The sequence below is a fragment of the Achromobacter sp. RTa genome (assembly GCF_000757485.1).
Lineage (GTDB): Bacteria > Pseudomonadota > Gammaproteobacteria > Burkholderiales > Burkholderiaceae_B > Achromobacter.
Genome location: NZ_JPYO01000001.1, coordinates 117,846 through 137,630 on the forward strand (window position 1 = coordinate 117,846; position 19,785 = coordinate 137,630).

12 protein-coding genes are annotated in these 19,785 nt (G+C 58.1%); 10 read left to right on the forward strand and 2 right to left on the reverse strand.

Translation table 11 applies throughout. The features are described from left to right. Nucleotides 1-5: 5 nt before the first annotated feature. Complete coding sequence (locus JL37_RS00575; protein WP_043541259.1) at nucleotides 6-1,373, reverse strand: Fic family protein; 1,368 nt, start codon at nucleotides 1,371-1,373, stop codon at nucleotides 6-8. 472 nt (nucleotides 1,374-1,845) lie between these two features. Between JL37_RS00575 and JL37_RS29865 the strand changes: the two genes are divergently transcribed. Beyond that, nucleotides 1,846-2,883: a DGQHR domain-containing protein gene (locus JL37_RS29865; protein WP_081954936.1), complete on the forward strand. Its 1,038-nt coding sequence runs from the start codon at nucleotides 1,846-1,848 to the stop codon at nucleotides 2,881-2,883. A gap of 1 nt (nucleotide 2,884) precedes the next feature. Next, entirely contained in the window at nucleotides 2,885-3,655 is a 771-nt protein-coding gene (locus JL37_RS30310) for a hypothetical protein (protein ID WP_156124179.1), read from the forward strand. Between the two features lie 328 nt (nucleotides 3,656-3,983). Here JL37_RS30310 and JL37_RS30315 read toward each other — a convergent pair whose 3' ends face one another. After that, a complete protein-coding gene (locus tag JL37_RS30315) occupies nucleotides 3,984-5,087 on the reverse strand; it encodes a hypothetical protein (RefSeq protein ID WP_156124180.1) in 1,104 nt (367 codons plus the stop codon). Between the two features lie 748 nt (nucleotides 5,088-5,835). On the opposite strand from JL37_RS30315, the gene avs3a reads away from it, so the two are divergent. From avs3a to JL37_RS00620, 8 genes are all read left to right on the forward strand, one after another. After that, nucleotides 5,836-12,195, forward strand: coding sequence for an AVAST type 3 anti-phage nuclease/ATPase Avs3a (avs3a, locus tag JL37_RS00585; RefSeq protein WP_052096709.1), 6,360 nt, complete (start codon nucleotides 5,836-5,838; stop codon nucleotides 12,193-12,195). Further along, nucleotides 12,161-12,856: an AVAST type 3 anti-phage proein Avs3b gene (avs3b, locus tag JL37_RS29870; protein ID WP_043541262.1), complete on the forward strand. Its 696-nt coding sequence runs from the start codon at nucleotides 12,161-12,163 to the stop codon at nucleotides 12,854-12,856. The genes avs3a and avs3b overlap by 35 nt, the downstream gene beginning before the upstream one ends. 472 nt (nucleotides 12,857-13,328) lie before the next feature. After that, nucleotides 13,329-13,667 (forward strand): hypothetical protein, encoded by a 339-nt coding sequence (locus JL37_RS00595; protein WP_043541263.1) that lies wholly within the window; start codon nucleotides 13,329-13,331, stop codon nucleotides 13,665-13,667. A 115-nt stretch (nucleotides 13,668-13,782) separates the two neighbouring features. Next, entirely contained in the window at nucleotides 13,783-14,310 is a 528-nt protein-coding gene (locus JL37_RS00600; protein WP_043541264.1) for a sigma-70 family RNA polymerase sigma factor, read from the forward strand. 73 nt (nucleotides 14,311-14,383) lie between these two features. Next, nucleotides 14,384-15,388 carry a FecR domain-containing protein gene (locus tag JL37_RS31010; protein ID WP_304413493.1) on the forward strand — a complete coding sequence of 335 codons (1,005 nt, stop codon included), beginning with the start codon at nucleotides 14,384-14,386 and terminating at the stop codon, nucleotides 15,386-15,388. Between the two features lie 180 nt (nucleotides 15,389-15,568). Further along, on the forward strand, nucleotides 15,569-18,049 hold the full coding sequence (locus JL37_RS00610) for a TonB-dependent siderophore receptor (RefSeq protein ID WP_231570258.1): 2,481 nt from the start codon (nucleotides 15,569-15,571) through the stop codon (nucleotides 18,047-18,049). 121 nt (nucleotides 18,050-18,170) lie between these two features. Then, on the forward strand, nucleotides 18,171-18,824 hold the full coding sequence (locus JL37_RS00615) for a class I SAM-dependent methyltransferase (RefSeq protein WP_043541268.1): 654 nt from the start codon (nucleotides 18,171-18,173) through the stop codon (nucleotides 18,822-18,824). A gap of 134 nt (nucleotides 18,825-18,958) precedes the next feature. Further along, nucleotides 18,959-19,711, forward strand: coding sequence for an SDR family NAD(P)-dependent oxidoreductase (locus tag JL37_RS00620; protein ID WP_043541269.1), 753 nt, complete (start codon nucleotides 18,959-18,961; stop codon nucleotides 19,709-19,711). Nucleotides 19,712-19,785 lie beyond the last annotated feature (74 nt).

Genomic DNA, 19,785 nt, shown 5'->3' on the forward strand with positions numbered 1-19,785 from the left:
TTGCTTTAGTGCGGCCGCCCGGCCTCGACCCATTGTTGGACTAGGTCCATCGACAAACGATAGCGAGCGCAGTTGCACACGTCCAGTATGCGCAGTTCTTGCGCCAGTATCGGGCGGAATAATTGAAAATCGTCTTCGGACAAGCCCAGCGCCGCTGTTGCGGCGTCGGCGGTTTGCTGCTCACGTAGTACCCGGCCAATCGCTTCGTTCAGTTTTTCCCGGAATCGGAATCGCACCGGATCCGGCACGCCCGCAGCGTTCAGTTGCACGGCGTACTTGCGGATCGAGCGCCGATAGGCCCAGGCGAACAGCTCCGTCGCCAGCGTCACGTCGCCGTATTCGTAGACTCCCAACATGGCGTAGACATAGTCCTGTACTTCCACGTCCAGGAAGGACAGCGGCGCGCAGTTGTAAAGCATCAGGGGGATGTTGGCCGACAGGCGGCTGGTGCGCTTGTTGCCGTCTTCGAACGGCTGAAGATAGGCCAGGTTCACCCACAGAAAGAATGCCGCTTCGACCGGGTTCTTGATAAGCCGCGCCTTCTCCACAATCTGGTCGAACATTTCCTGCAACAACAAGGGCGCCTGAAGGGGTACGTAAGTCGTGTCCCCGATGTTCACCACGATCTGACGGATACGGCCCAGGCCGTCAGTATTGGGTAATAGTTCCTGCAGAAGGATCGCGTGCATGTTGCCGATCACGGCGGACGTAAGGCCATGTGCGGGCACCGCATCGACCATGAACTCGATGGCCGTCTTATGGTTGAGCAGCATCACTGCATCCAGATCTCCCCCCGCCATTCCGTGCTTGAAGAGTTCCTGTGTGGCCAACACGGAATACCGGTTGCCTTCCAGCCGAGAGGATGACCAGGACAGGTCGAGCAGCAGCGGCTCCAGGACGCGGCGCGCGTAAGTGCCGGCTGGCGACTGACCTGGCATGCGGCCTTCGTCGGCCAAGTCTTGAGCCAGCGGAGGCGGCAACAGGAAGCTCTGGTTTGGCACATAGCTTTCCACGAAGGCGCGGTCGTATCCCACGGGCGTCCGGGCGGATAACGGCTGCCGGAGTCGGGCCAGCAGGGCTTGACCACGCTCAGACCAGATCATCCCGGTGGCCTCGGACGCCGGCTCCGCCAGCCGCATGGCAATGGCCGTTGGGAGTGTCGATGCGGTTGTTTCGTCCGCAATCCGGTAACGGGTTGCCCGGCCCTGGCCCTCGCGCAGCACCAGTCCGGCCTTGCGCAGGCTTTCCAATTGACGCTTCACCGTGGACCAACTGACGCCGGTTCGGTGGGTCAATTCGCTGGAACTCACCCAGGGGAGATTCTCGCGCTGTTGGGCGCGCAAGAACTGAAGAATGTCGTCGCGGATGGTCATGGTACGAGCCGAAGCTGTCAAATCAGCTCAATTTAGCAGCAATCAGCTCAAAAAAATGAGCTGACTCAATGATCGTATGAGCTGATTTGGTCTGATTCTGAGCTGATTCCCAATCCTTCCGTTCGAGGATATCGATCACTACGATTTTCTCTCTCACGCACCCAACTTAAAACGTGTACTTCGCGGTCAACAAAAATGACGGCGGCGTTCCGAAGTGGTGGTTGTCCCGGTGCGGCTGCCTCGCTACGGCGTTTCATATGTTGTGGTCGCCGGGGCACGTTGTACGCGGGCAAGCTGCCCGCGCTGTATGAGTGCCGCTCCACTCACTCGCCAAGCATTCAGCGAGCCGGCGCAAAAATTGTAGTCTGGCATCATTATTTTCCCAGTTTTCTATCCGAATCTGCCCTGCCTCGTGCATAATCCTGCGCATCGGTTAGTTCATAAGTTTCAGGAATATTTGGAGCGAACAGCAATGACGGATATCAAGGCGCCTGTCTTTGAAGTGACTCAGGGAAAGCGCACATTCTTACTGACCAAGCTTTCAGCGAAGGTGGTGACCAACATAAGCTATGCCGCCGTTCGAGGTAGAGACGAAGAGGAAGGTGCCATTCAAAGGGTACTTAACGCCTCGCGTATCAGTGGTATTAAGGCCTTTACACTTTCCGGGGGGGATTACCCTAACGCGATTGTATTGAACTGGGTTAGTTCGACAAATAAATTAAAACGCCTTGCTCGAGAAATTCGCTTTTCGGATGTTTCAAATTCTGCGCAGATAATCGATGGCCAACATAGAGTAGCAGGAATTAAGGCTGCGATTGAGGAGAGGAAGGCAATTGGCGATCTGCAACTCCCCGTTGTCATTTACACCGGCCTGACGACTAAAGAATGCGCCGATATTTTTTTGGCTATTAATGAAGAGCAAAAGCCGGCGCCGCGTAGCTTGGTTTTCGATTTATTTGGATTGGCTAGCCAAGAATTGGTTGATCCTGCCGCAGTGCGGGCCCGGGACATTGCTCATTTTTTAAATGACGGTGAAGACTCTCCATATAATGGAGAGATCAAATTGCCCGGTGGGAAAATGCGTAAAGGAGGCATCGCGCTGTCTACTGCCGTGGTCGCAATTAAACCGCTTGTTGACGAAAAGGGTTCCTTTGACCAAATTGGTCTTACCAATTTGGAGGACCAGCGGCAGGTTATTTTGAATTTGTTTCTTGCACTGCAAGGAAAGTACGGAAATAAATGGGCGGAAAAAGATAACGCCTTTCTATGGGCAGCCGGATTTACCGCTGCATTGGAATTTCTGCATCTCAAACTTATATCTTATTGCAGCAGCAAGCAATCGTTTGAGAAGGCAACCATTTCGAATGCTCTTAATCTAGATGGTGATTCTCTAATTCTACAATCGGATTTAAGAGGTTTGGGGGGAAGTAGAGCTACAAGCGAGGTCTATGATAGGCTATTGAAAGCCTTCACGCCGCAACAACAGAAGGCAAGAAAGTTCAAGATCTAGTGTGCAAAAAATGCACCATATACAGTCTGTTGTCGAAACACTCGGGACCAATGGTGGTTTTCTGGACCGACCGTTGACTGCCCTTGAGGTTACGAAAGTTGATGAGCGATTGCAGGTAGACGCGACAAACTATTTGTACTCTGCTTGTGTGTCAATAGGGGATGCTCTACAGGGAATTGATAAAGGACTTTTTACTTGGTCGACTGTAAAGCTGTATTACTCGACGTTTTATCTTCTTCGCTGTTTTTTGGCGTTGTCGAGTCGCGCTCTTGTCTACGACGGTACCAAACCACGAGCGCTTCTAGTCAAGGTTGGCGAAACGCCGATACCTTTTGGGGGGAAATCTCGTGGTACCCATCAAACTATCATTAATTATTTCACCAAGGAATTTCCGCATAGTCCGCTGCTATCGCAGGAAATAATTGATGAGTCACCTTTAACCTGGTTACTGCATAGGCGTGAAGAAGCGAACTATTCGACTAGCCGCTTCGAAGACCCCCGGTGTCCTATGTATTTTTCATCAATCGTCAAGACGGGAGTGAGGAAATCTACAACGGAATATATTGCAGATAAAACGTTTCTCTACGCATTTGATCCTGCACATGCCATCGTTGCGCTTCCAATTGAAGTCCTGAAAACTGTTTTGAGCCATGCGAGAATCAACTTGGGACCTAACGCGGACGGCGACGCGCAAAGGTTTTTTCGATCCCTATTCTCCGATAGAGCCGGCCCCCTTACAGAATTAATCGCTCTGCTAAGAATAAAACCTTGATATAAATTCTGAAAAGGTGTCAACAACGATTTGTCAGCATGTGGCTGCCGAATTGTAGTCAGACACCATTTTCTAAGGCGACCGACGGGTCGGAAGCCGCCTGTCACCAGCGGCGGCTCGCGGCCAGAAGTGGGAAGTTGAGTCGCACCACCTCACAGGCAGCTTCAGACTGTGGCAATGGCCATTGCCAACTCACTGCCCGTATGCAGAACGCAAGCCACGCGCCAAGCGTTGATTCACTTGCGAATGCTGCATTCATGCCTCAACGCGAATCTCGGCCCTTCCAATGGCTATACCGCGTGGGGAAAAACTTCTAACAATAAAAGATTCAATGCGTTGCTTCAGAGTTTTTTCTCCCTTTCACAGCGTTTCGACATAGCAGCGCGACGTGGTCGGAAAATTCATCTGCCAACGGCATGATTCTTTCGAGCCTTCTCTCATGTTCAGAAAATGGGCTGGAAAACATGAAGCTGACCATATTCTCAATCTGGCGATTTACGTCAGGAGCTCCGCCGACAACTTCCATGCTTTCAATTAGATGATGATGAAACCGAAGGGTCTTCGCTAAATCAGCGTCGAATGTTTGACCAAGGAGAAGGTAGTCCAGAGGCTGTTTGTACTGTCGGCTGATATCGCAAATCTGAAGCAGATCAATGTCCCCTAAGCCTTGTAGTACCCCCTTTTTCGTAATGGTGTTCAGTTTGGCTAACGCAGCCGTAATTTTTCCAGTTCTTATTGGCTGATAGTTGAAAACCCCCTCAGACTGGTCCGCAATATGTCCTTCGATTCGACTTCCGAAAACCTTTCGGATGTAAAACGGGTCGAAGTACCTAAGCGGCATGTCTTCTGGGATCGCCTTGTCGGCCCAGGCCGTTGCCAGAATCTCACCACCATGCCAGGCACGCAGATCACGTTCCCACTCGGACTGCTCGATCTGATTAGCAAACACCTCCAGATAGTTCGCGTCCGCGTGAACGTCCAGCATCCGCTTGTAAAGTGTATTCCCGTCGTCGAAGCCAATCATTGCGACAGGGAGTCCGCAATAGCGAAGTATCGTTTGCACCTGAATAAATCGGTCGATGGCATGCTCTGGAGAACTTGCCGGCTTACGGCCACCGTGCTCATAGGGAGCGACTGGCGATACTGCCAGATAACTTGGCAAATCGCTCCACTGTGCTACAAAGCGGCAGAATGCAGCGTAAGCCATTGCTCTGGGGCGGCGCCTCTTGTCTTCAAGATGCTTAAAGTCCTGCACAATGCTGTTGTCCAGCACTAGAAACATCTTCCGGCTTAGTTGGTATCCAGCTATATATGAATGAAGGAGATGGTGCAGACTCTTATAGAAGAGCAAAATTTGCTCTTCAGTCATCCGATTGAGATCAGGTGTGAATTCGATCGAAAGTTCGGCCTTTAATCTTTCTGTATGCGTCATGGAGCTTGCATGGGAAGTTAAGCTTCCGCTTAGAGCAAAGCAAAGATGATATCCGGTTGTCCGCACTTGCTGCAGAACAGACCTGCACGAAATTTGGCCGACTGATAGCAACGGGTCGGTTGGGCTAATTGGCGTTGGCTCAAATCGGCCAACAGCAGAAGTTCGCTTAGTTGATTTCGATGTCTGGTGGAGGCTGGTAGCGGTCACCAAAGCCTGAGGCGTCGACGACTGCTATCGATGCATCGCGGACGTCGGATTACTGTGCCTGTTTGGCCATTTTTACTAGTGGATTCCACCGTTCAACCCACCCACGCTGCCCCAGCGACGGCCAACAAACTGCATTGCAAGCTCCAACAGTCGAGATTGTGCAGCCCAACTTCGATCCTCGCTAGACAGCCCCCTGGCGGGAGCACCACCTTCTCCTCTGCGGGCCGGTATGGTGCGTCGACAGTTAAGCCCGGCGGAGATTGGGGTGGCGTCTGCGAAATGACGGCTTGTATGGCTTGTACAGTGGCAAAATGACTGTATAAAAATGTAGCGTCAGCCGATAATCCCAATGTCGACACCGGAGCGTGCGCTAAGTCGGATTTGGTGGAAGCTGTAAACAGCAGCCGTTTCAAAGTTGAGCTGGCTCAATTAGTGAACTGCGGTTGAGCAAGTCTCGCGGACGTACATATAGCTCCCGACCGAACAGCGGGAAGCCGGTGGCACCGCGTCGTGACGCTCCGAAAGCAATCTTTCAGTCCTCATGAACTCAAAAACAACTACAGTTGGCGCCACAACCACCGACTCCGACTTGGTGCGAATGAGCAGAGACGGAGACCAGTTCCATTACCACTGGGCCGCGCGCCACTGCCTCTCGCTCTTGCCTGGTGTGAGCGACTTGGTCGCCATCTCTATTGAGGGCGCATCGGCTGCCGAAGGCCCTGGCTCAGCCAACGAAGGCGACGAACTCATCGACGTGGGGTTCTACTTTGGCAGCGAGTCCCTGAAGGACGCCCGCCTCGTTCGCTATGTGCAGCTGAAGCATTCCACGCAACGTGTGCAGAAGCCCTGGACAGCCAGCGGGCTGAAAAACACGCTTGAAGGCTTCTCCGAGCGGTTTGCGAAACTGCGTAAGACGTTCACCTGGAAGGAGCTTAAGGACAAGTTGCGCTTTACCTTCACGACCAACCGTCCTATCGATGAAAAAGTGGCTGAGTCGCTGGAGGACCTTGCAGAGGGGAAGCCAGCGAGACATTCGTCAGTCGCGAAGACGCTACTTGGTTATGTGAAGGGGCTCGACAGCGAAACTGCAAACTTCTTCACTCTCTTCTCCGTTGAAGCAGGTGAGCCCGACCTGTGGAATCAACGCAATCTACTGTTCAAGGATGTAGGAAAATACTTGGCCGAGGCAGACTCGGACGCATCACTTCAGCTCAAAGAATTGGTTACTAAGAAGGCCACCTCTGAGCACGCCTTAAACCCGTCCATTCGTCGCCTCGATGTTCTGCGAGCACTTGGGGCCGACGAGGCGGACCTCTGGCCTGCAAAGTGTCTGATTGCTGAGCCTACCGACGGTGCATTTCCTCGCGAGCAGGAGCGAGAGATTCGCACGATTCTGGAGTCCACCACTCAACCCGTCGTCCTTCATGCCGAAGGAGGAGTTGGGAAGTCCATCCTCGCGTGGCAACTTTCCAAGTCTTTCCCTGAAGGTTCCGTAGCGGTGCTCTATGACTGCTTTGGCGACGGACTGTATAGAAGCTCCCAACACTTCCGGCATCGACAAAAAGACGCCCTCCCGCAGATTGCAAATGAGCTCGCTGCTCAAGGGCTATGCAATCCTTTGATTCCAATCCGCGGGACGGATAGCAAACAGTACATGCGTGCGTTCGTTGCAAGACTGACTCAGGCCGTCGGTCTGCTCCGGGCTAAAAAGCCCTTTGCCAATCTCTATTTGATAGTCGACGCTGCCGACAATGCCGTTATGGCAGCTACTGAGTTCAATGATGCGGCCTTCGTGCCTGACCTCATTCGCACGGAGATGCCAGACGGCGTCAAACTGGTCTTTACTTGTCGGACCCATCGGCGAGACCATCTGCGAGCTCCGCCCGACGCGACGTACGTTGAACTGCGCCCGTTTAGCCGTTTGGAGACAGAAAAGCACCTCAAAAAGTACTATCCGAACGCGACTGACAAAGATGTCGCCGACTTCGATTTCTTAAGCAGCTCCAACCCACGAGTTCAGGCGCTAGCACTCAGCCGAAAACTGCCGTTAGAAGGCATGTTGAAGGCGCTCGGACCATCACCCTCCACAGTTGAGCGGGCAATTGCCGAACTGCTGGAGCGCGCAGTCGAAAAGCTCAAGTTTCGAGAAGGCTCTATCGAATCAGAACAGATTAACCAAATCTGCCAGGGCTTGGCCGTGCTGCGACCACTCGTTCCAATCGCGGTACTAGCTGAGATTTCGGGAACTACTGAAAGTGCGGTACGAAGTTTCGCCTATGACTTAGGACGACCGTTGCTGGTCAAAGGTGGCAGTCTTCACTTCCTGGATGAGCCTTCCGAGACCTGGTTCCGCGAACGTTTTTGGCCAAACAAGGCAAAGTTGGCGACGTTTCTGGACCGATTGAAACCCCAAGCTGCCACCAGCTCCTACGTCGCATCAACAATTCCTCAACTGCTTCTTGCCGCGGGGCGAATGGATGAGTTGGTTGACCTGGCCCTTTCTGCTGATGGCCTACCTACGTCGAACCCACTCGAGCGCCGTGATGTGGAGGTCCAGCGCCTGACCTTTGCGCTAAAGGCCTGCCTGCAAGAGAAACGCTACGCCCCGGCGGCGAAGCTCGCACTTAAGGTGGCAGGCGAACTTGCCGGTGTCGAGCGACAGAATGACCTGATACAGGGGAACACGGACATCGCCTCTGCACTTCTTTCTCCAGACCGCATCGACGAACTGGTGTCTCGACGCACATTCGGAGGAAGCTGGACAGGCGCACATCATGCCTATGAAGCAGGCCTGCTGGCGGGCCGTCCGGAATTCATTGCTGAAGCACGAAGCCGCCTAAGAATGGCGACAGATTGGCTGTATTCCTGGGCGAGGATGGCGCATGAAGAGCGCGAGGAAAAAAACGAGCGCGTCGAAACTAGCGATATGGCCGAACTCGCAATGGCCAAATTGCTTGCGGAAGGACCGGAGCACGCAGTCAGATTTCTCAGAGGGTGGACGCCTAGGTCTCTCTCGATGGCCGCCGGAGGCATCTTGGCGCGTCGGCTTGTGGACCTTGGTCGATACGACCTTCTTGACCAACTGGCGGAACACGGTGCGCAAGATGTATGGCTGATGCTAGGCCTGGCAGCGGAAGCGTGCGACGGGGGACACTCACTGCCTTCCAAGCCTGTGGAAAAGCTCATGCGTGCATTGAGTTCCCGTCGCATTCAACTGCAAGAACCAGGTGGTCATAGCGCTAAATGGAGCGTGCTAAATGGTGTCACGTCCGCTGTTCTACAAGCGCTGAGAGTGCTGCCACGTGATGACGTGACGTGGGCAAATGTCATACGCCGTTACTTGCCGGACCATCCCCCCCGAAACCTGGCGGAGCGGTACGCGTCCGACAGGTCTACGCTGCTGAGAGCGTACACGCTTGAGGCTGCCTTGTTGGGCAAGCAACTCGCGCTCATCGACTTGGCTCCAAAGGAAATCCGAGAAGAGCTGGAAAAGAAGCAGAGTCACTACAGCGTAAGTTCTGATGCCGAAGCGTTTAACAGGGGGACGGGCGGTGTCTTCGCTTGGTACCGACTGAGCGCGGAAATTGCCTGCTGCAGAACCTCGGCAGATTTCAGCGAGGCCGCACAGGAAGCACTCAAGGCAACGAACGCAGCTAGGTCCAAGGACTACAGCAACGTCTTCAATCTAGACCAAGTCGCTGCACTGGAATGGATAAGGGCGCTACGCGATGCGTCGATTTCTGACGTCACGTCACTGGCTGCATATCGGGCCTGGTTTGAAGAGAAGGCGAAAGGTTTCTGGCCCGCCACCATGGCAGGTGTCTGTCGCTTGGCCGCCCGTACAAAGGTACTCGAGAGCTTTGCGCTCGAGGTGTCCGTCAAGGCCTACGAAGCTATAGAACAAAATCGCGAGCACGCTGAGTCCAGAGTTGAGTCCTACCAAATTCTGGCGCGTGCCGTTTTTCCGGCCAGCATAGCGGAGGCCCGCAACTACTTTGAGCGGGCAGTGGAGATGTCGAACCGCGTTGGGCAAGAGAACTTGGCCCGATGGGACGCGCTCATTTGCCTGGCCGAAGCGAGCGGAAGAGACAGTCCCCCCCGGCCCGAGTCCGCCTACCGCCTGGCACGAGGCACGGAGCTGGCGTACGAATATGTGGAAAGAGACAAGCACTTCGACTGGGAACGCACAATTGATGGATTGTTGAGCTTGTGCCCAGCCTCGACAATCGCCGCTCTCAGTCGCTGGAGAGACCGCAAGTTCGGTTATGCAGACAAGCTTCTAAAAATTGCAACCGACCGCCTTGTAAAGCGCGGCTTGCTTCCGCGCATCGCGCCAATTGCGCTATGCCCGATTGGCGAAGAATGGGCGCGCGCCGAAGACCTGGTGAAAGCGGTCGAACACGAATCGAATAAGGAAGTACAGCGGAAAACGCTCAGCGTTGGCTACCGCTACCTAAGGGTCAGTTCGCCGTCGCTGGAGGAACTTGAAAGGGTTTCTGAGCTGGCACGCACTTGTAACTTCGTGGCTCCAGACATCGATAGGCTTCTCGCCCAAGCGAGGGTGCCTAAGCATGAGGGTGGGAACTCCGCTCGGCAATACGCACCGGAGACGCCAAAGAAACGAAGCGACCCAGACTGGAATGTCCTATTCAAGGGGGTCGACCTAACAAGCTCCGCGGAACTACGTGCGGCGTATCTGCACCTTAGGACTTTCGACCCGCCTTATAAAACTGACGAGTTCTACCAAGAAGCACTACAACGATGCGGTTTAGGCCGAGCGGCCGAATTCTGTCTTGCTATTTCGCAGTGGCCAGAATTTGGGAGCTATGAACTCAGGCAAATTTTCGGCGTGCTCGGAAAACAAAACATCAAGCCGGTTTCTCTGCGCAAAGCGATGGCAGAAGTGGTGCTATCCGTATGCCGAACAAATCCTGAATCGGCTAGGCGAAAAGGATGGTGGAGCTCGTTTCCGTACAGTGAGATTATTGACGAGGGCATTGTTAGCGACGGCCAGATTGTGGACGCAGTGCTTGAAGGGTTTCTAGCCAAGGTCACAGTGCTAACAGCCGGCGAGCTCTTCCAGATGTTGGAGCCGTTGGCCTCTCGTTTGACAAACGATGAGGCGGACGACGCACTGCACTTTGGGTTATCTCTCCTCGAAAGTGACCTTCATCCTGACGATGGCGATGGACCCTGGAATGAGGGCATGAAGCCGCTCGACAGCTGCGAGGCTGCACTGGCTGGTTACCTCTGGGCAGCGTTAGGTTCACCAACCACTTCTGTACGTTGGGAGGCCGCACACGCCGTTCGAGCGACTATCGAGCTTGGCTGGAATCCGGTTGTGAATGCGCTTGCGAAATTCGCAGTCGTCGGTTCACCCGAAGCGTTCGTCGACAAACGGTTTGTCTTCTACGAATGGCATTCCCGTCTGTGGCTCACCTTAGCGCTAGCTCGGTGTGCGGCCGAGCACCGAAACATGGTGAGCATGTTTGGCGAATTCCTTTTGATGTCCGCCAAGGAGGAGCACGTACTATTGCGCCATTTCGCAGCCTGCGCTTTGCACGAACTACCTGAACTCCTAGGTGAAATGACCGCGCTGGGCTCGCCTGAGAAAATCAACGCAAGTGAACTTCCACTCGTTGAGTATGACGCCTACAGGAGGCCCGAGGTAGAGACCCAGCCATCCAACGACTCGTCGGGCGATGTGGTAGATAAATACTACTTTGGCATTGACATTGGCCCATATTGGCTTGAACCTCTCGGTCGAGTCTTCGGCATCTCGCCGAGTGGCATTACTCGACGCGCCATCGAGGCTATCAGCGAACGTATCGGGGCTATCACCACCAAGCATTACGACGACATTCGTTATAAAAGGGGCGTGTTTCAACACGAGCAAACCAGCCACTCGCACGGAACCATGCCGAGAGTGGAAGACCTTCAGGTCTACAGCGCCTATCACGCAATGATGATAGTGGCAGCTAGGCTGCTTAAGACCCACTCAGTTGGCAAGGCGAGTTACAGCTTAGAGGATGAGTTTAGCGAGTGGCTTGAGCGTCATCTTTTGAAGTGCAAGGATGGCATGTGGGCCGCCGATAGGCGTGACCCTCAGCTATCCAAGTCTCCACCCGTGTCCGAGCAATATGGTGACAAGGAGTGGCGCTGGCAGGTAACTGCTGAGCACCTTGATAGTCTTCTAGAGACTGACGAAGGGCTGCTGGTTGTAGCGGGGGATTGGACAAGTGGCCCCCAGGAGTCCCAAGAGGCTATTTCTGTGACCAGCGCGCTGGTGCCGAGAGCTACCGCGACAGCGTTTCTCGCTGCGGCGCAAACTTCCTCGAACCCAAACGACTATTTCTTCCGGTACGACCAAGAACAAGGGACTCCAAACGAGGAGGACATAACATCCGAAGGAGGTCTCCCTGAGCCCACATTGAAAGTGGGCTCTCATGGACAGTTCAACCTTCATCGTTGGATATCTGACCGAGGAGAATCCTACGGAATTGACGACTACGACCCATGGGGTGAACGTGTGCGCGTTCCGGGCGATGAGCCGAACGCTGCAACTATCTCGGCAATGGGCCTGACCTCGGCGGACGATGTGCGAAGATGGGTGACCAAGAGTGGTGCGCACGTTCGAAGTGAGACATGGACCCATTCGAATGGGTATGGCCGTGAGAAGGAAACGATTCCTGGTAACCGCTTGAGTGCTGACAGAGCGTTTCTGAAGGAACTCCTCACCGCCAATCCAGAGCATTGGCTTGTTGTCAGTCTTAGTCTGCGTCGACGGGGCTCGCGATACAGCTCAAGTGACGAAGGTTTGGGCTCGTACGTACCACCTTATGTTCGCTACTACCTGATTAAAGAAGATGGAATCGCTAGAACGCTCAAGCGCAGTAATTGACCTCGGCAAGCGGCTCGTCACCCAGTTGAAGCTTGGGGATGATGAACCTGCTCAGTGGATGGCGCACGCGCTCGCTGAGCGAATCAAAGATGCAGAAAATGCCCCTCCTGAGAAACGAGTCGCAGCACAAAGCTCCTGCGCGGAACTGGTTTTTCAGCTGTGGGAGCGAAGATATAGCCTTCCCACTCAACTTCGCCCCTTGAAGAGTCTGGAGCCGCTTCTACGGACGCTCAATTCACTTGATACGACAAGCGGTCCGCGATTTCGCTTCATGCAGGAGCGGCCTGCCGACATGAAAGTCGATGAGGGTGTCGAGAAGACGCTCGACTTGGCCATGAAACTCGACGACGCAGCGCGGATTCTGGTGCAGTACTTCCTGGCCACAGCGGCAGAGCAAGCCTCAGAGGAGACGCAGCCTTGGATTCAGAGTGCCATTGACGCAGGAGCGGACGTGTCGTTAGAAGTCCGCGTTGTTAGATTTGTGGATAGTGGCCTTGACCGTTCCTCTGAAGCAGCGAAGATGGCCAAGGAAGCCTTGAATGACAAGATACAGAAGCTTGAGGTTTTTGCATCTCTTGCGGCAGCCCTCGCAAAGGACTTGAGAGCAAAGCACGGCCTGCTGACCGATGAAGCGGACGACGCCGAGCCAAATGATGAATGATCGGGTCCGCTGGCAATGTGGTGCGACAGGCTGAAGTCGACAGCTTTGTGGTGGTTGCGGTCATCCGTGACGCAGAAAAATACGTCTGCAATCGCTGCGAAGCAGGCATCGGGCTTCCCACATCGAACTTCCGCTTTGGGTCGATAGCAGACCTAGGCTTAATGAGCATTTGGCACCAACTGTCGCCAAATTGTCTCTCCTGACCGCTAAGGCATCCTCGTCGCCGTATACTCACCCTACTACCGCAACAACGGTAGCCCGGTTTGGAAGCCGGTAATGTCTTTGGCGGACAGCCGCCGCTTCGGCGGCATTTTCACGTCCGAACGCCTTTGCACGTCCCTATGGGCGGGTCTTGGCGAGGGTGCGTTCGCGCACGCCGGTTTCCAAAGACGCCGGTCTTCCAACCTTGCCTTGTGCCCGCCCACCCCATTTGGAAGTGGGGAGCAGGCCTAACTTGTCTTTGGAGCCTGTCATGCCATCCCACCCCCTCACCCAAAACCCCTGGTCCGTCGACGCCGATCCCGAGCACGGCCTCGTCCCCCTTTCCCCCCTCTACCAAATCGACCGAGCCCGCTATGCCATCGCGGCCATGGCCCGCATGGTAGGCAACAGCGCGTCCGAGCCTGACGCAACCGGCGGGCAGCCGCTAGACGCGTGGACAGTGGCGGCGCTGATGGGCGGGGTGGAAGGCTTGTGCGATCACTTGGGGACCTTGGCGGACGCCATGCTGGAGCAGGCGCGGGCTTGCGGCGCGGACGCGGATGCGGACCCTTGCGGCGTGTTGCACGACGCGCCGGCTTCGTTGCAGTAGGCGCTCGTCCAAAGCAAAGACCCGCCCGTGCCGGCGGGCATGGGGACGAACACCGGGCTTGGGCCGGTATTCGTCTGGATATAATGGGAACAATTCCCATTCACAACATATCCCCATGCCCGCTACCCCTAGCGCCAGTCCGGACGCCGGCATCGCGACGCTGTACCGCGACCATCATTCTTGGCTGCACGGCTGGCTGCGGCTGAAGCTGGGCGATGCGCATCGCGCGGCGGATCTGGCGCAGGACACGTTCGTGCGCCTGCTGTCGGCAAACTCCATCTCCCCTTCTGACACCGCGCTGCGCGAGCCGCGGGCCTACCTGCGCACCATCGCGAACCGCTTGCTGGTGGACCATTGGCGGCGGTTGGAGATCGAGCGCAGTTATCTGGCGGTGTTGCAGACTTATCCGCAGAGCCATTGGCCGTCAGAAGAATCGCGGCTGTTGATTCTGGAGTCGCTGGAGCAGGTGGCGCAGATGCTGGGCCGGTTGAAGCCGGAGGTGCGAGAGGTGTTTCTGTTGGCGCAGATGGAGGGGCATACGTGCCCGCAGATTGCGCGGCAGGTGGGGAGGTCGGTGGCGACGGTGGAGCGCTATCTGGCGCAGGCGTTGCAGCACTGCTATCGGCTGGTCTATGGGGTTTGATCGGGCGGGCGTGTCGCCAGGGGCGCCAAGCGCGCGTCCGGAGGACGGCGCGGAGGGCGCGGTGGATCGGGCGATGTTGGACGAAGCGATCCGCTGGCGCATCAAGCTGCAATACAACACGGCGGACGCGTCGGCGTGGCAGGCGTTCGATGCCTGGCTGCGGGCGCGGCCGGCGCATGCGTTGGTGTGGGAGCGCTTGCAGGCGCTGGGCGCGCGTTTGCAGCGGCCGGCGGCGGAGATGCCGGCCGAGGCCGCGGCGCGGATTCTGCGGCAGACGGAGGCGGCGCAGGTGCGGCGGTCGCGCCGCAAGGCCTTGATGTCACTGGGTGCGTTGGCGGCGGGCGGTTGGGTGGCGTGGCGGGCGGGGGATGTGCCGGTGGTTCGGCAGGCGCTGGCCGATGTGTCTACGTCGCGGGGCGAGCGGCGTCGCGTCGCGCTGCCGGATGGCGGGACGCTGGTGCTGAATACGGAGACGGCGGTCGATATTGATTATGGCGGGCCGGTGCGGCGCATTCGTTTGCTGGCGGGCGAGGTGTATGTGATCTCGGGGCATCATGATCCGCTGTCGCGGCCGCTGTTCGTGGAGACGCGCGACGGGCGGGCGCAGGCGCTGGGTACGCGGTATCGGGTGCGGCAGTGGGACGACGGCAGCGAGGTGGCGGTGGATGAAGGCGCGGTGGCGTTGCTGCCGCGCGATGGCGCGGGCGAGGCGGCGGGCGCGACGTTGCGGGCCGGGGAGTCTGCGCGGATGACGCCGCAAGGCGTGCGGGCGCTGGCGCCGGTGGAGGGGCGCATGATGGATGGCGGGGCCTGGGTCGAGGGGGCCTTGTCGGTGCGCGATATGCCGCTGGACGCCTTCTTGCAGGAGCTGTCGCGCTATCACGGGGCGATCGAGTGCGATCCGGCGGTGGCGCGGTTGCCGGTGTCGGGGGTGTTCCAGTTGGACGATACGCGCAAGGTGCTGGCGCTGCTGCGTCAGATTCTGCCGGTGGAGCCGCAGGCGGGACGCTTGTGGTGGGGCGGGCGGGTGACGCGGGTTCGGGCACGCGCACGGGCGCCGGAACGGGCACGGGGCTGAACAAACAAAAAATGCCCCCACGCTGCGCCTGCGGCTTGCTGCCCCCCGAGGGGGCGCTTTTTGTCTTGGGGCGGCCCGGCAACAAAAAAATCTGAGGGGATGAGCGAATTCGTTCGTCATACCGGTTGTAGCAGTGCGCACTGCCCAGCACCGACCGACCCTCATTGGAGTATCCCTTTCGTGAAGACCCATCGTCTCCGGGCCGCGACGCCGTCGTCCGGCGCGCGGGCTTGCTTGCGCGCTTGCCCCCAGCCCTTCTTTACCGTGCTGTTGCCGTTGGCGGCGGCCTTGGCCGCCTTGTCGGCGCCGTCGCCCTCCTACGCCCAGGCCGCGCCGGCCACGGCGGCGCAGTCCGAATCTGCCCGCGTGTACGCGATTGCGCCGGGGCCGTTGAATGACGCGCTGGCCGCGTTTGCGCGGCAGGCGGGGATTTCGTTGGGGTATTCCTCGTCGCAGTTGAGCGGGGCGCGCAGCGCGGGCCTGAGTGGCCAGTATGGCGTGGCGGATGGCTTGCGCGCGCTGTTGGCGGGCACGGGTTATCGCGCGGTGAATGTGGACGGCGGTATCCGTGTGGAAGCCGAGCCGCCGTCCGCCACCAGCACGCTGGCGCCGGTGCTGGTGACGGGCGCCTATCATGCGCAGACCGAGGGCACGCAGTCTTACGGGTCCAGCATGGCGACCATCGGCAAGACCGAGCAGGCGCTGAAGGACATTCCGCAGTCGGTCACGGTGGTGACGCGCAAGCGGTTGGATGACCAGAACCTGTCGACGATCAGCGAGGTCTTGGAGAACACCACGGGCGTGACGATCAGCGAGGTGGCCGACGGCGGGCGCAATTTCTATTCTCGCGGGTTCAAGATCACGAATATCCAGTACGACGGCGTGCCGCTGTCGCGCAGTTTCTATGCGGTGGGCAATAGTTTTACCGGCAGCACGGCGTATCTGGACCGGGTGGAGGTGTTCCGCGGCGCGCAGGGCCTGTTCGAAGGCGCGGGGCAGCCGGGCGGCTCGGTGAACCTGGTGCGCAAGCGCCCTACCGCCGAGACGCAGGTGTTGATGGAGGCGCGCGCGGGCTCGTGGGATCACGTGGGCGGTATGCTGGATGCGGGCGGGGCCTTGAACGCGGACGGCAGCCTGCGGGCGCGGGCGGTGCTGGATCTGGATTCCAAGGGTTCGTTCATCGACGTGGTGAAGGAGCGCAACACCAATCTGTACTTCGCGCTGGATTACGACTTGTCGCCCAGCACGACGGTGGGCGCGGGCGTGCTGGTGTCGCGCCTGCGGTCCACGCCGTTCTTCGGCGGACTGCCGCGTTATAGCGATGGCAGTTCGCTGGGGCTGAAGCGGTCGACCTTTCTGGGCGCGGACTGGAACCAGTGGGACCGGGACGAGACGCAGGTGTTTGCAGACCTGACGCATCGCTTCAATAGCGATTGGCGCGTGAACGTGGCGGCCACCTACGTGAAGGAGACGAGCCTGACCTCGGCGCTGGACGCGACGGGCGCGGTGGATCCGGTGACCTTGATGGGGCCGATGCGCAACGCGTGGAATTACGACAAGTCGGCGGAGCACATCGGTTTTGATGCGAATGTGAACGGGCGCTTCACGGTGCTGGGCATGGCGCAGGACCTGACGGTGGGTGTGAGTATGTCGCGGCTGACGTCGAAGGATCGTATCGAGTACGCGTCCAACTATCTGCCGCTGGACGTGTTCCATCCCAATCCGCATGTGCCCAAGCCGGACAGCTTTCCGGATTCTCAGCGCACGTCGCGTTATGAGCCGCATGTGCAGAAAGGCATTTATGCGCAGTTGCGCAGCAGCCTGACGGAAGACCTGACGCTGGTGTCGGGCGGGCGCTTCAGCTGGTTTGAAAGCCGCTATACCACGCAGGCCGCCACGTGGGACGATGTCAGTACCGCCAAGGCCAGCGCGGAGTTCACGCCTATGGTGGGGCTGGTTTACGCGCTGACGCCGCAGTGGTCGGCCTACGCCAGCTATGCGGATATCTTCGAGCCGCAAACGGCCACCACGCTGGACGGCAGCATCTTGAAGCCCATCGTCGGCGCAAACTACGAAGTGGGCGTGAAGGGCGAGCTGATGGACGGCAAGCTGAATACGTCGTTCGCTTTGTACCGCATCGGCCAGAAGAACCGCGCGGTGCAGGACTACGAGGCGGGGCCGGTGTGCAACGGCGGCTACTGCTCGCGCGCGGCGGGCAAGGTTCGAAGCCAGGGCTTCGAGGCGGAGATGAGCGGCGAGCTGATGCGGGGCCTGCAAGTGGCGGCGGGCTATACCTTCAACAGCAACAAGTACCTGAGCGATCCGGACCGCGAAGGCCAGACTTTCAGCGAGGAAACGCCGCGGCACCTGTTGCGTCTGTGGAGCGAATACCGCTTGCCCGGCCAGTTGAACCGCCTGAGCGTGGGGGCGGGCGTGAATTGGCAGAGCGCGCTGACCAACAGCATTTCGAAGGTGCGCCGGCCGTCGTACAGCGTGTGGAACGCGCGGGTCGCGTATGACGTGACGTCGAATTGGACGGCGGCGTTGAACGTGAACAATCTGTTCGACAAGGTGTATTACGAGTATCCGGGCTATGTCGAGAACCGCAACAACTACGGCGCGCCGCGCAACATGATGCTGACGTTGCGCGGGCGGTTCTAAATCCCTGGACAACAAAGGTCAGGCGGCATGATGTGCCGCCTCGTCCTCCAGCGTTATCCAAGAGGACGGGATTGATGCGCATCTTTTAAGATGTCTGCATCCCCATTGCCAGAGTCCCGACATGTCCTCCTCTGCCGCTGACGACGTGATCGCCCTGTACCAAACACATGCCGCGGCGTTTGAGTCGCTTCGGAGTACGGAATTGATCGAGCGCGCCTGGCTGGCTGCGTTCCTGGAGCGGCTTGCCGTCCCGCATCCGCAGGTGCTGGATGTGGGGTGCGGCACTGGCGTTCCCATCGCCCGCCATCTGATCGAAAACGGCTGCCGCATCACCGGCATCGATACCTCGTTGCCGCTGCTGTCCCGGGCCCAGGCGTCGTTTCCCGATCATCATTGGATCGCCGCCGACATGCGGCAGCTGTCTGGCATCGGACCGTTTCATGGCGTGATTGCGTGGCACAGCTTTTTCCATCTTCGGCCCGAGGACCAGCGGCTGATGTTCCCGATCTTTCGGCGCCTGGCCGCGCCTGGCGCGCCGTTGATGTTCACCAGCGGCACGGCGTTGGGCGAAGCCATTGGAACGTTTGAGGGCAAGCCGCTCTATCACGGCAGTTTGGATGCCTCCGAATATCGTCACCTACTGGCGGAAAACGGGTTTTCGGTGCTTCGGCATCAGCAGGAAGATCCGGCGTGCGGCGGCGCGACGGTGTGGCTGGCCATGCAAGGCGCCCGCAACGACGCACGGCGTCCGAGTACGGACCTGCCCGAAGGGTGAACACCCCAATGCGCGGCTCTACACATGGTGAAAACCTGGCGAAATGGTTGGTGTCAGACTACGCCGCGCGAGGACGATGTTAATTTGTAGTCCGACCGCCGCATCCGCCGCACTCCTCTTCAAGAGATTTTTCGATGTCCAATCTTCAGTCTGCGCGCCCCGTTGCGCTTGTCACGGGTTCGACCTCCGGCATAGGTGAGGCCATCGCCCGCCGTCTGTCGCGGGACGGCTATGCGGTAGTCGTGCATTCCCGGCGCTCGGCTGAAGCCGGCCATGCGCTGGCACGCGAGCTGGGTGAGGCGGCTTATGTGCAAGCGGATCTGGCGAACGATGCCGACAGGATCCGGCTGGTGCGAGAAGCCGTCGCCGTTTGGGGGCGGCTGGATGTGCTGGTCAATAACGCGGGGATCAGCCGGGTCATTCCTCACGCGGATCTGGCGGCCGCCACGCCGGATATCTGGCATGCGTTGCATGAGGTCAACGTCGTTGCGCCGTTTCGCCTGGTGGCCGAGGCGCAGGCTGCGTTGCAAGAGGCGGCGGCGAAGGGCCGGCCCGCTTGCGTGGTCAATGTGAGTTCCCACGCCGGAATCCGGCCCAAGGGCGCTTCCATTCCCTACGCGGCGACCAAGGCGGCGCTCAACCACGTGACGCGCCTGCTCGCGCTTTCGCTGGCTCCGGATATCCGGGTGAATGCGGTGGCGCCCGGCCTGGTGGATACGCCGCTGACGGCCGATTGGACGCAGGCCCAGGCGTTGTGGCGCGACAAGGCGCCGATGCGCCGGGCGGCCAGTCCGGAGGATATCGCCCAGGCGGTCTCCATGCTTGTCGCGTCGGATTATCTGACCGGCGAGGTGCTGCTTTCCGATGGCGGATTGAACCTGACGTAGTCTTGCGCGACTGCCGAAGCGTTGCTGGCGGAAATCTAAGAGCGTCTCCCGAAAACCCGCCCAGCCACTACCGC